Origin of the sequence: Bacillus sp. FSL W8-0640 (assembly GCF_038007725.1) — a bacterium.
In the GTDB taxonomy this organism is placed as follows: Bacteria; Bacillota; Bacilli; order Bacillales; family Bacillaceae_G; genus Bacillus_A; species Bacillus_A cereus.
In genome coordinates, this window is sequence record NZ_JBBOXT010000006.1 from 1 (window position 1) to 14,515 (window position 14,515).

The window sequence follows — 14,515 nt, forward strand, 5'->3', positions numbered from 1 at the left end:
AACTAACAAACAAAACACAAACGAAGAAGAAGATAGCATATAGCTATTCAGTGCCCCACTCTCTCACACGCATTAGATAGTTACGGTTTGGTGTGGTGTGGTGGTATCAACCCCATATAGCATTGCGTGTAGTCTATTAGGTATAGAGTGCCTAGGACTCCGATAGATAGTTAATAAGAATACTAAATACAATATTATTATAAGAGCACATAGAAGACTGTGTATGACTACCCCATCACCCTACTGTATAACAGGCTATGTATATCAGGGTATTGTATATAGGTAGTTACCTATTGGTAATATAGTGCGGGCTATTGGTCAAACGATATGGAGGTTTGGTACGCATAAATATAGCCACTATATAGCCCCCTGTTTTATATATTAACGCCTCCGTGGGTTAACTACAATATACCCTATCTAGTTATCTAGAGGTCTATTAGAAAAGAAGTGGTCTAATTTTATGCTTTTTTAACCAAATTTGAAAAAAGATGAAATTTGTTGTTGACTCAAGCAAACTAAACTGATATGATAGAGATATCAAAGGGAGGTGATAATATGAATTGGGTAATCATTGCAGCAGTTATTACAGGTCTTAATCAACTTTCGGGATTAATTAAAAATATCTCGGACGTGTACTTCAAAATTAAAGAAGAAGTACAAAAGAGTCGCAACCGCCAAGACGACTCACAGTAAGCGATAGGAGAGGATTTCCTCTCCTGTTTTTTTATAATTTATAAAGTATTTATAGTAGGCAATCCCTTATAAGATACTGCGTTTTTATTTTGAAACTTTTAACCAAATTTTAAAAAAGATGAAATTTATTGTTGACTCAAGCAAACCAAACTGATATGATAGAGATATCAACAGGAGGTGATAACATGAACTGGCTAATCATTGCAGCAATTATAGCAAGCCTTAATCAATTATCAGGATTGATTAAAAACATCTTAGATATGTATTTCAAAGTTAGAGAAGAAATACAAAAGAGTCGCAACCGCCAAGATGACTCGGAGTAACACAAAGGAGAGGGAAACCTCTTCTTTTATTTTTTTATAAACCAAAACGCATTTATAGTGGGCAACCTCTTATGAAATATTGCGCTCTCGTTTCATGATTTTTAATAACATTTGAAAAAAAGATGAAATTAGTTGTTGACTCATGTCAATAAAAGTGATATGATAGAGATATCAAAGGGAGGTGATAATATGAACTGGTTAATCATTGCAGCAGTTATTACAAGTCTTCATCAACTATCTGGATTAGTTAAAAATATCTCAGATATATACTTCAAGATTAAAGAAGAAATGCAGAAGAATCGCAACCGCCAAGACGATTCAGAGTAAGCACAAGGGAGAGGGAAACCTCTCCTATTCTTTTTTATAGATTATAAGATTTCATATAAGATTTATCTAGAATATAATAACGCATATTTTTATTGATAACTTTAAGGTGTCAATAGAACGCAACCCCCCGAGTTTTGGAAGGCGTCCCCGCCCGACCTCTCTTGCTACTGAAACGAAACATTATGCGTAATAAGTCGCCACCATATCGAAGTCTGTACGCATCATATGCGGGTTTATACGAAGTTTCAATACTATTTATCCTATCGAAACACTATCGTCCTTATATCGCAGTGCTAGGCGTCTTATATAGCGAATTACAAACGCCTTGAGTTTACATATACGTAAATATGCGTAAACACTTTCATCGCACATTAAAACGTAACCATTACGATTACATCAACGTTTCTTATACGCCAAAAGGATAAACGAAAAGTTTACATCGTGTATAATTGTTCGTAAATATAACTTATTTAATATCCAATTATTAGGAGGTTTATGCGCACTATATAGCCCGATACATTGCGATACACTACCGCAAACTCTACAATAAATACCGTAAAATCTATCGTTAAATTTAATTGTTAGTGTGCGACATTTATTACGTGAAAGTCCGCCATGTACCCGCTATGCAGTCGCAGAACTCTCGTATACATCGTAATTACCTCTCTAGACTTCGTACTACTATATCCACGAGTAACTATTTCGAATTAACGACATTGGATATATATCGTAAATTGTTACCGTTATATCGTGTGTGCGCCGTATATACACGACTATTTAGTGTAAGACTGTATTGATTCATATAATGATTTATGTTATAATATAAGAACAAGGAGAGGGTTTCCTCCTCTTGTGCTTACTCTGAGTTGATATCTTGGCGGGTGCGACTCTTTTGTACTTCTTCTTTAACTTTGAAGTACACATCTGAGGTGTTTTTAATTAACCCTGATAGTTGATTAAGAGCACTGAGCACGGCTACAATGGTTAGCCAAATAAAGGTATCACATCCTTGTGGTATCTTTATTTTTTATCTACAGTTGACTTAAGTCAATTAAAAAGACAAAAAATAAAAGCGCTAAGAAGTTCATTCATTCCTAACGCTCCCAAAATTTATACCATTTTTTATCTCGACTAGCCGCAGCCGTTTCTAATAAAACTCGTTTTTCTTCTTGCATATCTCGTATAGCTTCCATCAATTGATAGTCCCGTTTCTCTAGCTTCTCGTCAATATAACGTTGTTGCTCGTCTAATTTTTTCGCCATACTCTTCAATAATTCATTCTGTTGCTGAATCATTTCTTTAAGCTCGTTATATCGCTCGTCATGTTGCGTATCTTCCGTTATAACATTCGTATCAACCCTCGATACATCTTTATCCTTAACCCACGTCATAATTGCGTTACAAGCCTGTTTTAATGTCATATCGGGGTGTGATTTAATCTCGATTAATTTTTTTAACGTTATAACATCGTTATCAAGGAATCCACGGTGTCCGTGCTCGTTCTTGTGAAAATGATACCCTTGTTCTTCGAGCATGATACAGTACTTACGCAAAGTAGACTCTTGGATTTTTAACATCGTCGCTACGTCTTTGCTTATATATATGGATTGAGAGCCATCTGTTTTATCTGACATAACGCATCACCTCGTACAATATTTTCGTTATAACGCTATTATATCCTTTTTAACGCAGATTTTTATCGTTTTTAAAAATATCGACACTTTTATATCCTTTCGAATTGGTTAAAAGAACAAAAATAAAAACGCTAGGTTGGTTAGTCCTAACGCTTTTTTCGTTCATTTTGTTTTATGTCGCCATAATGCGGTGGTGGTGTCGTCCGTTCCGCTCATTTCGGTCAGTTTGGTTAGTCCTGACGTCGCTTTCGAACGCACCGCATGTATTTCGTACTCTCTTCGTTTATAAGCCCGCTCGTTTCGTTAAAAGGGATATATTCGCATGTACAATATTGTCCGTTGTATGTAGTACTCGCCTTGTGGCAGTTGCTTTATAGTGTAATAAAATCTATTGCGCAATCACGCAAATATACAACGAATGCGTCGTCTATCTCGTTATTGTTATAGCTTTCGTTATACTCTTCAAATTTGTTGCGTATGTCGTGTTCCATATACTCGCGCTTTAGCGTGATAACTGTAACAATATCCTCTACATTTCCATACCCGTATAGGTCTATCGTAGTAGCAGCGAATTGACGACCTAACGCCTCCCATATGCGCCTAGATTCGAGTATGTCACCTCTAACCCCGCTCATTTTGTTGCGCCTCCTTTCAGTTATTAGCAGATTCCCGTACTCATAACATAATTTTGCGAGTACTGACTTTTTAGTCAGTACTGACATTTTATTACGTACTTAAATAATAAACTACTAATGAATCAAAGGCAAGTAGTTGTTTGTAAATTCTTAAAATGATTTCGGTAAACAAATGTTTGAGGGCATAAAAAAGACACCTATCATTATTGAGCTCACTAAGTCTTGATAGATGTCTCGTACTATTCGAATTAACAAGTTAATTATGATTTATTCAATTTTTATATTCCCTGTTTATTGTGTAACCTAGCGCCTCTATATCTTTTAGTGTCTTTGGTTTTAAAATAACATATAGATTAAGATGCCCACTTTCACGCAATGTTACGATTAGTCCTAATTTTTCCAAAACATGCAGGTGTCGGTATACTACCCTTTCAGACCTACCATACTTCTCCACTATTTCTTTTATAGGCGTGTAGACGCAACCAACTTCTTCGTCATAGTCGCGAAGTAGTACCATATATAAAAATGCGTACTCTGCACGCCACTCATCGATATGTACATAATTATATAAATTTATTGGCATTTCAATGCCATTTTCCAAAACTGTTGGCGTGTATATATCGAGACCGCTCTGTACCTCTTTAACCCGCTTTCTAACGTTAATCATTTCGTTAGCCGTTAATCTCACCGCTTACCCACCTCATTTCCATTGGCAACTCTACTTTTAACAGAGTAGACACATATTCGACGCTTCAACCCCTTAACTCAGATACTAAAGATCGCACTTGTTGCTTTTGTTCATCTGACATATTGCGCAAGTGCATTGCTAGAATTACAACCGCCCGTTTCGTGAATAGCATAACTTGCGAGTGAGGTATTGTTGTCATTTGATTATCGCCGTTTTCCGCTTTCCACTCAACTACCATATGTCCTCGCTTATATGTAATCGCCGCTGGCGTACTTCCTTCTGTAATCCGTTGCACCACTTCTGTTCCCGTAAGCGAGATTACACCCGCGTGTTTTAACTCGACCGTGTTACGTTGCTGAATTTTGCGTACTGTTGATATGTTAATGCCTAGAAAATCTGCGACTTGTGTTGCAGTTGCCATATGAATATTAGGCAGTACAAGACTAGAATACATTAGACACACCTCCTTTGCGTTAAATAAATCGCTAGGGAGATTATAGCATACTAATAATGCCCCAGTAATACCGCGGTTTAACTCAATTTAAACCTCATTGAATGTTAGTGTATGTATTAAAAAGGCAATTCCTCGTTGTTAAAATTTGTAAAAGGTATAGGCATACTAAGTTTAAAGTCCGTAGACGCTTCAGTATGGTATTTTAATAGATTGGCGGCTATTTCATTGTTAACAAGGTCTAGTGGCTCACTAATAATGTCCCTTGCAGCCTGCTTTAACGATAATATGTTATTAAATAGCTTTTCAGCAGATTTGTAGATATAGCCCAATAGAGTAGTGTGGATACTACCATTACGATGGCGTTTTATACAGTTTTTAACTGTTTGTACAATTTCTGTTGCTAAATCTTTATGTATTTTCATTAAATCTTGTAATGTGTAGCCTGATTCAAATGCGAGCCCTGTATTTTTATATGCTGACACTAGTCTTTTAGTGATTTTATTACCTGTTTTATTATCCAAGCCTGCGTATACTTGTTTTAATTCTTCGTGAGTATCTGAAAACAGTACTTCTCCGTATTCTAACCCCCTATTATCATCATTAACTAGATTATGATTATTATTCTTATCGATATATTTAATATCTTTAATAGAGTTTTTAATAGAGTTTAAAGAAATAAGAGCTTTATTTTCTAATTTGCTACTCTCGCCCTTACTCTCTGTAGGTGTCTCCGTATTTTCGCGGCATGACATTGACGGGGTGACATCCGCCGTGACATCGGATTTAAATATGTATAAATTCGCGCCGTTTCCGCCTTTTTTCTCGCGCATTAATTCTACCTTTTTAACGATTCCAATCGCTGCGATTTTTTTCGTTACACGTTGGATCGTGCGCACAGACTTTCCGATAGAATTCGCGATAGTTTCCGCCTTTAAATAAGCAACGCCTATGGCTTTTACTGCATGTTGTGATAGAAAGTCTAATACTTCGATATCTGTCGTATTTAACTCGCTGCGTTTCGTTTCGATTGCCGCTGCTTTAACTTCGTTAAACTCTTCAATACTGCTAAACTCGCTTAATTCGTTATACTTGTGTATATACATTATGTAAATCTCCTTTACATACAAATAAAAGCCAATCTATTGATTGACCCCGCAAAGAAGATATACACACATAGTACTGACAAAATAAACGGGAGTTACATTTTTATATCTACCGTGATATTATTGCCTTAGTTGAATTTAGTTGTGTGTTTTTTCCGATTGGGGTCGGTTAAAACAGATTTGAAGCGTTTTGAGTGGTCTAGACTCGAGCGCTTTTTTATTTGCATTATTTTCCGCAATTATATCACACCTGCCACAGCATGTCGAACTAAGTTTCGCCGTACCTCGCTGAAATTCGTCATTTAATAACCCTACCATCCACGAATGAAAAGATAATTCGCTTAAAATCGCAATCTCGGTATCTTATTTTTTGAATATAGTCGATAAATAAGAAAAAATGACGAAGCCGCGTCGGGTTTCGCCAAATTTCGTTCTATCATTTATCTACAAGTTCCGTTCTTTTTTTAAGAAATATTTCTCGTTCCTTTTCATCTAAAAGGTCTTGGAATGAATCGTGGTAACTAAAATATTTCATCCTTTCCTCACTGCTAAAAACGTCTAATATGGAGTCTTTACTATTGAGATTTCCTTTGGCCTTTTCAAGTGCTTTAATCTCTAAATCTAAGATTTTAACATACTCTTTATGTACTTCCTTAAATTCGGAAGGAGCAGCAAGGTTTTTTGTCTCTTTTAGAATAGAAACACGGTTTTCAATGTACTTCTTTTTTTCATCTATTGAAAGTTTGTAATCACCTATTTTTTCAAAATCCTCATCTGCATTACTACTTTCTTTTGCGGCTGCATTCAAGTAATCCTCTTTTGATAGCGAAGAACATGCGACCAAAAACAGAATAGAACATAGCAAGGTCACAATTACCTTTTGTAATTTCATATATTTCCCCTTCCTAATATACACATTATCAATAAATTTTTCTCCTCCCTAATATACACAGTATTCATGAACAGTACAACTTCGTTTCTTTTTTCACCATTCTATTACGTAATTCCCTATGAAATAGCAAGGGAATACAGTCCTCGCTATTTTATTAAGAAAAAAGGGCGACCATACGCCGCCCTAGATCGGCACGGATCGCAGTTTCGTCCGTATTAACTTATATTTGTACTTGATTAGTTTTGTGGCTCATTCACTTCTTTCCACTCCCTCACGTATTTTTCTAACTCTTCGTAAGTCAAGATTCGCCCTAGACTTACCTCGTAATCTACTAGATCCTGCTCACGAACCCACGGCGGCAGCATTAGTCGCAACCCTAGGTATTCCTGATACGCATCGAATTCCGTTGTTAACTCATAGATTAATAACCATTTCGAATGTTTTTGACGGATCTCTAATCGACGTTTGAACTCGGCATCGTCTCTACATCTAGAACATAAGAGTTTACCGTAGTATTCGTAAGTTCTGTAATTTGCTCGGCAGTTTTCGCATCGTGATTGCGTTGTGCCAACGCGTACGAACTGATCTGCGCCGCCGATCTCCACTTCGGTGATCCATTCGTCATTCGGCGGCAGCTCAATGCCCGCACGCTCTAGAACCTCTTTCGGAAGTTTGACATTTCCTTCGTGATCCACTAACGCGAATAGTGAGTTTTCCAACCCGCGCTTATCGTTAGGCATTAACTTTTTACCTGTAATCGGATCTCGTTCGATCGGCTTTACAGATTGCGTTGTTTCGTTTTGATTTTCCATATTGCGTATCCCCTTTCGTTAAAGTTGTACGTACATGTAGCGCCGTACATGGACATAAATGCTACACATACGTGAATTAGGTGTTTGTATCGTTAAACTATCGATCAACCTTTCGCCCAACGATCTTCGAACATTAGACGCCAACCACCGCCCATGAACACATGAATTCCGAGTTTTCCACCCCATGCGCCGTACCACATTGTACCTTCGCCTGCCCATATCGGCGCTTCGGGTTGCGTGAATGTGAAGCCTGCGGCTTTTACTGCCCAGTTCGTAGTGATATCGCCGCTATTCGCTCGAATGTTTCCGTTCCATGTGTTAATACTTCCTGCTGCATCGATCGCGTTACCTGCTGCGTTTTTACCTTGAACGTTGATACCTTTCTGCGGCATTAACGGCGAATTGACGAAAGTCTGCACCGTATGCTCGTAACCAATATGCAAGTTACCGTCCGCTGCCGATAGTGTTACGTTGTTGTTTTTGTGATCGATTAAGATGTTTCGTTGTTTGTGACCACGCAGATACTTAAAGTCGTACGTATCCGATTCCATGCGATTTGCGTAGATCGTACCCGCATTAATATACGGCGGCGATAATCGCTGCTGCGAGAACTTCCAAAACGAATCTTCTGCGTCGTATGGCGCTGCTCGATTGCCTGTTACCGCTTGTACGCCGTCGAATGCGCACCAATTCGCATTAGTTGTTAGGAAACGTACACGGATCGAAGACGTGCGCCCGCCCGCAATTCCTGCGTTTGCCGTGATCGTTACGCCGTATCGTACAACTTCGCCGACGTTTGCGTTTGGTACTGGGAAATCTTTTGTTTCTGATGCTACGACGCTTTCGTCTTTCATGTGTTCGATGATTAAGCGCGGTGCGCCCGCTGCTAATCCGCCGTAGGGCTTGCCTGCGTGGAATGAAATCGTATATTGCTTACCCGCAGTAGCTCCGAATCGCTGCGCTACGTAGTTCGATTGGTTAAATAATCCTGATCGCAATCCGAACGGTGCTGCTTCCGTTGGTACGTCGTAGCCGAGTGCATCGATCATTTTCGGCGTACCTACTCGCGCCCACTTATAGAATGAGTCATTAATATTTGGGCTGATCGATGTCCAGTCGATATCTAGGTAGTACGTACCTACTGGGCTATTTCCGCTAGAATTCAGCAGCTCGAATGAATGATCATATAATAGATTCGTAGAAGGTAACGTCGTGTGTAGCAATCCTGTTTTCGCATCTTTTACTAAGAAGTTAGCGTCTGTTACCGTTACGCCGTCTTTGTTTATCGTTACACGTCCGTTGCTGATTTCTACGTTATCGGCGTTTATCGTACCTGACGCGATGTTCTGCGCCTTTAAGTTAATGATATTCGTATTGTTAGCATTGATCGTTCCGCCCGTAATACGATCCGCCGACATCGTTCCCGAAGTGATAACGGCTGCGCTTAGGTTTCGTACTTGTACCTTATTCGCATCGAGAATACCTGACGTGATTTTATCCGCCGTAATCCCTGCTGCTGCGATCTTGTCCGTTGTGATCGATCCTGCTGCGATATTGTTTGCGTTGACTGCGTTTGCTGCGATCTTATCCGCAGTAATAGCATTCGCCGCCACCTTTTCGGCAGTTACCGCATTTGCTGCGATTTTACTTGTGTGTACCGATCCGTTTACGAGTAGTTTCGAATCTGTCATTTTTCGAATTACAACGTCAGTGAATACCCAATCGCCATGATTTTCGAATGCATTGATTTGCGCCCATACTTTGACGAACTTTGTATTTGCAGGTGTCATAAACTCGCCCGTAGTGCGTGACCAACCTCCCGCATTTCTACGTACGGCAGGGTATCCAATTGGCTTCTTATCTTTGTCATAGCAGATCATACCAATAGCGAATTGATTACTTCCGCTAATATGTGCCGATTGGAATTCGACATAAAATAACTCGTCCTGCTCCGCCGTATATAGGTCACCGCATGTAGCGTCTCTTCGTCCAGTCATTCTGCCAACGTGTCCCGTAGGCGATCCCGCAGGTACGCCCGCTGCGTTATGTGCCTGTACGTTGATTCCGTCCCATTCCGCATTTGATCCGCTTTCGAATTTAGGATTAACGCAGTAATTCGTAAAATCCCCTACCGTTAATTTATACGTACTAATTGACTTTGATCCAATATGATCCGCATTTAAGATACCTGACGTAATGTTTGCCGCATTCATATTCGTAACGGTGATCTTCGAAGCATCGATCGTACCGCTCGTGATATTACCTGCATTTAAGTTGATAATATTCGTATTCGCTGCGTTGATCGTACCGCCATTAATTCGATCAGCAGTCATAGTACCCGACGTAATGTTATTAGCATTAAGATTATCTACATTTACTTTCGTAGCATCGATGCGACCTGTTATGATTGCGTCCCCCGTAACGATCGTTCCTGCCTGTACCGAATGTACTTCGAAGTTAGCCACATTAACGCTTGTCTGCCCTTCTTGTGGTGCACGTACAGTTAGTCGAACATATCGAACTTGTCCGTTACCTACTACGCCATGACTTACGATCGGGTTTGTGTTGTTTGTAACATCTGCCCACGTCGTCCAGTTCGTGCCGTCTAGCGAAGTTTCTAACTTATAACTACGTGCTGCATAACGTGCATCATTCGAATAATACGAAGTCCACTGAATGCGTACACACTCGCCGATAACAGTCCCGAAATCTAGAGACATAGTGCACGGGAATTTATCCGCCCTACTACTTCCCGCTCCGTTGTATCTCGAAGTCATTCCGCCGTTTACACTAAATCCATTCCCACCCGAATAAGTAACGGGACGATTTTCGGCTACGTCTCTAGCACGACCGCCGAACTCTAGTAATTCCGCTTTAATAGATCCCGCCTTTAATCGAGCTGCATCGAGTGTACCTGCGGTAATGTTCCCCGCATCGATATCGACGATCTTCGCATTCTTACCGCTGATCGTAACACCATGTAGTCTTTGTGCTGCGAGTGTACCTTGCGTAATATTCCCCGCATCTTTAGCGAAGTTTTCTACTTCGTTCTTAACTGCATTCGCTCTATCCGTAGCGGCTTTTTGTGCTGCATCGGCTTTTAGTTTTGCGTCTGCTGCCGCATTTCTTTCGACTTCCTTTTTTGCTTCTAAGATGCGGCGATCAGCTTCGCTTAGTGCGCCCTCTTTAGCTGCATTCGCCTTATCCTGCGAATCCTTTTTAAGCGCCTCTTCGACTAGCTTCGTAACACTATCAGTATGCGCATTTGCATCCTTTTGCGCCTGCTGCGCTAGTCTTTCGGATTCTGTTTTTAGAGCCTTGTCCATTTCTTCGGCTTGCTTGATCGCTGCGTCTTGTGCCTTCTTTGCCTCGTCCTGCGCCTTCTTCAATGTTTCCGCAGGTGTTTCCGCTCCGATATCCTTCGGCGATGTTGGCGAAGCTGCTTCCCATTTCTTTGTTTTTTCGTTATACTTGCGGATCTTGTTTGGTGTACTTGACATATCGAACCATATCTGCGTGAGATCTTCGGGCGGTGTTTCACCGTAATGCCACTCTTTTTCCGCATAACCTTCCGCGAATAGTTTCGCATTCAGTTCGGCGTCTTTCGCCTTTTGATCCGCATGTTTCTTGACTTCGGCTTCGACTTCTTCCGTTAGTCCTTCGACATATGACTTCATTTCGATCTTAATCTCTTCGTCCATTTCTTCGGCTACTTCGATCGCCTTTTCTTCGGCCTTCTTCGCTTTGATCGCCGCGTCTTCCGCTGCTTCTGCGATTGCAGTCTCTTCGGCTTTGTTCGCCTTGTCCTGCGCACCTTTTGGCGTTTCTGCTCCGATTTCTTCGGGCGTAGTTACCGACGCATTAACCCATAGTTTTTTCTCAGCGTCCCAACGTTTCATAACGTTTGGTTGCTTCGAAGTATCTAGCCATAGCATATCGGGTGTTCTCTTGCTAGGTAGTGGCTCAGTGGCGCTCTTATAAACGAATTCGCCGCCTTGCTCCCACTTCGTCATATTTTGATTAATCGTTTCTTGAATCGCTTCGATTTGTCTATTCTTATCGATCACTAGCGGTACGAATTCGCCCAGTAATACGTAGTCTTTCGTAGGATTCGTATATGATCGGTAGATTGCGATAACGCGCGCATTAACTGCGAGAGCAGGCTCGAACATTGTATCTTTTACTAAGATCGTATCGCCTAGACGTACCTTTTCGTGCTCATAGCCCGTTAACGATTCCAGTAATAAGACGCTAGCTTCGTATGTTGCTCGCGGCTGCTTAACGCGCTTTAGCTCTTCGACTGCCTTTTTCATTAGCTCGTACTCGTTGTCTACGCTGCTTAAATCTAATCGTTTGAATAGGTGCTTTCCGTTCTTTCCGTATAGCTGCATTGCGTGCTCGTCGCCTACCCACTTTTGCCCTTTAGGTGATACATAGCCGTCGTGGATATTCTCGAATGCTTCGATCGTCAGGCGCTTCCCTGTCTCGTCAGCTTTACCGATCGGAATAACCGCCGTTGCGATATCGGATCGATCTACTTCTCGCGTTACGCCTGTTAGATCCTTTCCGTACGTGAATCGCTTCCCAGTAACGTTACCGCGTCGCTTAACTAGATGTACGAAACGATCTCGCACTTTCATACCCATAAATGAAACGGTGAATTCCATTTCTAAACCGTACTGATCGCGAATCTGATGTAACGCAGCTAATGCCGTAGGATATTCGCGAAGGTTAACGTTTTGTAATCCCGCATAATCTACGATTCCTAATTGCCAACCGCTGCCCGCTAGGATTTTTGTAGCTGCATCCTTAACGCTAACTGCGACTAACTCTTCACCGTCTACGACGTGATTATATAAGTCATCAACCGCCGCATTTTCTGCGAATACTCGACGTACATACTTATTGTCTTTTCGTTCTTCTACTGTACGAATAATCGTAAATAGCATTAACTTACGATCTTTGTTTCGTACGATAACGTTGTTCCCTGCGATTAAATGCTGCGTATCGGGATCGCTCGCTAGCGTACTAAATTCATACGTTAGTAGTCCGTCTAACTGCTCGAAGTGCCCGTCATCGAAAAACTTAGGTGTTTTCGGTAGGTGATTCGCAAGTATCGTTTTTTGACGACCGTACGAGTCTGTTACGATAATCATATTATTTATACCGTTTTCCATTATGCTCCGCCTCTCTGTAGGGGTTTCCTACACGTACATAAACGCGAGCATATATAGGTTTATTCTAAAAATATTCCTATAATATCTAAGGATGCTCCCATAATATCTAAGAATACTCCTATAACATCTATCATCCTTAATACTGCTGCTATTTTTAGTAGTTTCTTCGATTCTGTATGCAACTTACTGCCGCTTTGTTGTCTAAGGGTTTAAGTTCAGTATGTGAAATTTTTATAGTGTGGTTTTTAGTATATGCGGAGATTTTGGGTAACTCCGTCACGCTCTACGAGATTAATTGAGATACGACATAATTAGACCTCTCAGATTCGCCTGTATGACGTTCTGATTATCAACCTAATGCGATAGGCCTTTAATGTGTTAAACACCGTTAAAATAGCGTTAGAGGACGTATAAGACGTTTGTAGATAATGAGATATGTGTGCGAATGGTAGGCGATAAGTTCGAATGATAGTCGCAACAATACAATTTAGGGCTTCGTATAAGTCTTCGCATAGTTTGCGGTGGAGGTATCAACGCACCAATTTACCTATAAACTGCGCATGAGTTGGCGGTAAGCTGCATTTCGCATATAAAGTACATTGCGTTTCTTATACGCAGCCTGCTGCAGGTCAACTAGATTTACAAGAACTATAACTAAAAAAATATAACTACGTTCTTTTTTATTCTTCTATTACGCATTAATCCCCGTCCTCTTCAATCCATTTCATTGCTGCGTGATTTCTAAAAGAAGAAAAAACCCTTTTCTTCTCTTTTCTTTTAATAGATCTAATTCTTTTCTAGTTAACTGTCAACTTTAGACAGTAGGCACTAACTACTATTGATTTTAGCACTCACTGTTTCTGTATCGTAGGCACTAACTGTTTTCGATATTAATGTTAGACACTAACTATTATCGATTTAACACTAACTGTTTTACTCTTACAAGCGCACATGATAGCTGATATATCATCTGTCCTATGGCTGATTAATCAGCGGTCTTATAGCTGATGTATCATACGGTATAAAGAATTAGGCTTATAAAGATTTATTTTTATAAAGATAATATATCCGACACGAATTCAAAGGTCGAATTCTATCGGGGATTTTACGCATAAGACAATTACATAAATATATAGGTTCGACTGATTGCGTTAATAGATTTGTATTTAATAACGAAAGATAATAAACGATAACCCTGCGTTAATTTTCGATAGAAAGGACGATACCCCTTAGACGCCTCAGATTCGTTTGTATGACGTTTTATGCGCTAGAAGTACGATAAAACTCAAGGTATAGATAATGCCGTTAATTTAGCAATCTGCGTAATTGTAGGCGATAAGATTCCGTATGAGTTTCGTAAGACTTCGCAAAACTCCGTATAGGCTGCTGCGTGTAAACCCTTCGAGTTAAAAATGGTACGCGCTTTTTGAATACCGTTGTTGCGGGGTGGTCGCCCGTGGGCTTGGGGGGTTTCGAAAATTTTCGATTTGGGATTCGGCTTGGTGAATATCAAATTCATTTCGATGCATAACGAATGTGACAGAATGATATTTTGTTACTTTCGACTTTCTCTTCGAAACGTTGATTTAAAAGCATTCGAAAGACTTTCGCAATCAATTTAATTCGATAAAAGTTTTATGCACGAAACAAAACGTTGCTTTAATCACATTCTTCTTTTGCGTTTGATTTCAAATGAATGAATAAAAGAATGAATAAAGTTTTTGTATTCTCTTTTAATCATTTAAGTTTCAAAGATTCTTTCTCTTCAATTCTTTTC

11 protein-coding genes are annotated in these 14,515 nt (G+C 40.1%); 3 read left to right on the forward strand and 8 right to left on the reverse strand.

The window, feature by feature from the left end; translation table 11 throughout:
- The first annotated feature begins 555 nt into the window (after positions 1 to 555).
- From N2V80_RS30290 to N2V80_RS30300, 3 genes are all read left to right on the forward strand, one after another.
- The gene (locus tag N2V80_RS30290; RefSeq protein WP_172793961.1) at positions 556 to 693 is read left to right on the forward strand and encodes a hypothetical protein; all 138 of its coding nucleotides are present in this window, start codon (positions 556 to 558) and stop codon (positions 691 to 693) included.
- A gap of 185 nt (positions 694 to 878) precedes the next feature.
- Positions 879 to 1,016 carry a hypothetical protein gene (locus N2V80_RS30295; RefSeq protein WP_172793960.1) on the forward strand — a complete coding sequence of 46 codons (138 nt, stop codon included), beginning with the start codon at positions 879 to 881 and terminating at the stop codon, positions 1,014 to 1,016.
- 189 nt (positions 1,017 to 1,205) lie between these two features.
- Entirely contained in the window at positions 1,206 to 1,343 is a 138-nt protein-coding gene (locus N2V80_RS30300; protein ID WP_172793959.1) for a hypothetical protein, read from the forward strand.
- A 1,094-nt stretch (positions 1,344 to 2,437) separates the two neighbouring features.
- On the opposite strand, the gene N2V80_RS30305 is transcribed toward N2V80_RS30300, so the two are convergent.
- From N2V80_RS30305 to N2V80_RS30340, 8 genes are all read right to left on the reverse strand, one after another.
- Complete coding sequence (locus N2V80_RS30305) at positions 2,438 to 2,977, reverse strand: DUF3967 domain-containing protein (RefSeq protein WP_061655079.1); 540 nt, start codon at positions 2,975 to 2,977, stop codon at positions 2,438 to 2,440.
- A gap of 371 nt (positions 2,978 to 3,348) precedes the next feature.
- Positions 3,349 to 3,612 (reverse strand): hypothetical protein, encoded by a 264-nt coding sequence (locus N2V80_RS30310; RefSeq protein WP_061655078.1) that lies wholly within the window; start codon positions 3,610 to 3,612, stop codon positions 3,349 to 3,351.
- A 271-nt stretch (positions 3,613 to 3,883) separates the two neighbouring features.
- Complete coding sequence (locus N2V80_RS30315; protein WP_061655077.1) at positions 3,884 to 4,300, reverse strand: helix-turn-helix domain-containing protein; 417 nt, start codon at positions 4,298 to 4,300, stop codon at positions 3,884 to 3,886.
- A gap of 64 nt (positions 4,301 to 4,364) precedes the next feature.
- Positions 4,365 to 4,754: a hypothetical protein gene (locus tag N2V80_RS30320; protein WP_061655076.1), complete on the reverse strand. Its 390-nt coding sequence runs from the start codon at positions 4,752 to 4,754 to the stop codon at positions 4,365 to 4,367.
- A gap of 116 nt (positions 4,755 to 4,870) precedes the next feature.
- The gene (locus N2V80_RS30325) at positions 4,871 to 5,857 is read right to left on the reverse strand and encodes a helix-turn-helix domain-containing protein (RefSeq protein ID WP_061655075.1); all 987 of its coding nucleotides are present in this window, start codon (positions 5,855 to 5,857) and stop codon (positions 4,871 to 4,873) included.
- A 436-nt stretch (positions 5,858 to 6,293) separates the two neighbouring features.
- Entirely contained in the window at positions 6,294 to 6,749 is a 456-nt protein-coding gene (locus tag N2V80_RS30330) for a hypothetical protein (RefSeq protein WP_061655074.1), read from the reverse strand.
- Between the two features lie 236 nt (positions 6,750 to 6,985).
- Positions 6,986 to 7,561 carry a hypothetical protein gene (locus N2V80_RS30335; RefSeq protein WP_061655073.1) on the reverse strand — a complete coding sequence of 192 codons (576 nt, stop codon included), beginning with the start codon at positions 7,559 to 7,561 and terminating at the stop codon, positions 6,986 to 6,988.
- 104 nt (positions 7,562 to 7,665) lie between these two features.
- Positions 7,666 to 12,738, reverse strand: a complete 5,073-nt coding sequence (locus N2V80_RS30340) for a phage tail spike protein (RefSeq protein WP_340981214.1) — start codon at positions 12,736 to 12,738, stop codon at positions 7,666 to 7,668.
- Positions 12,739 to 14,515 lie beyond the last annotated feature (1,777 nt).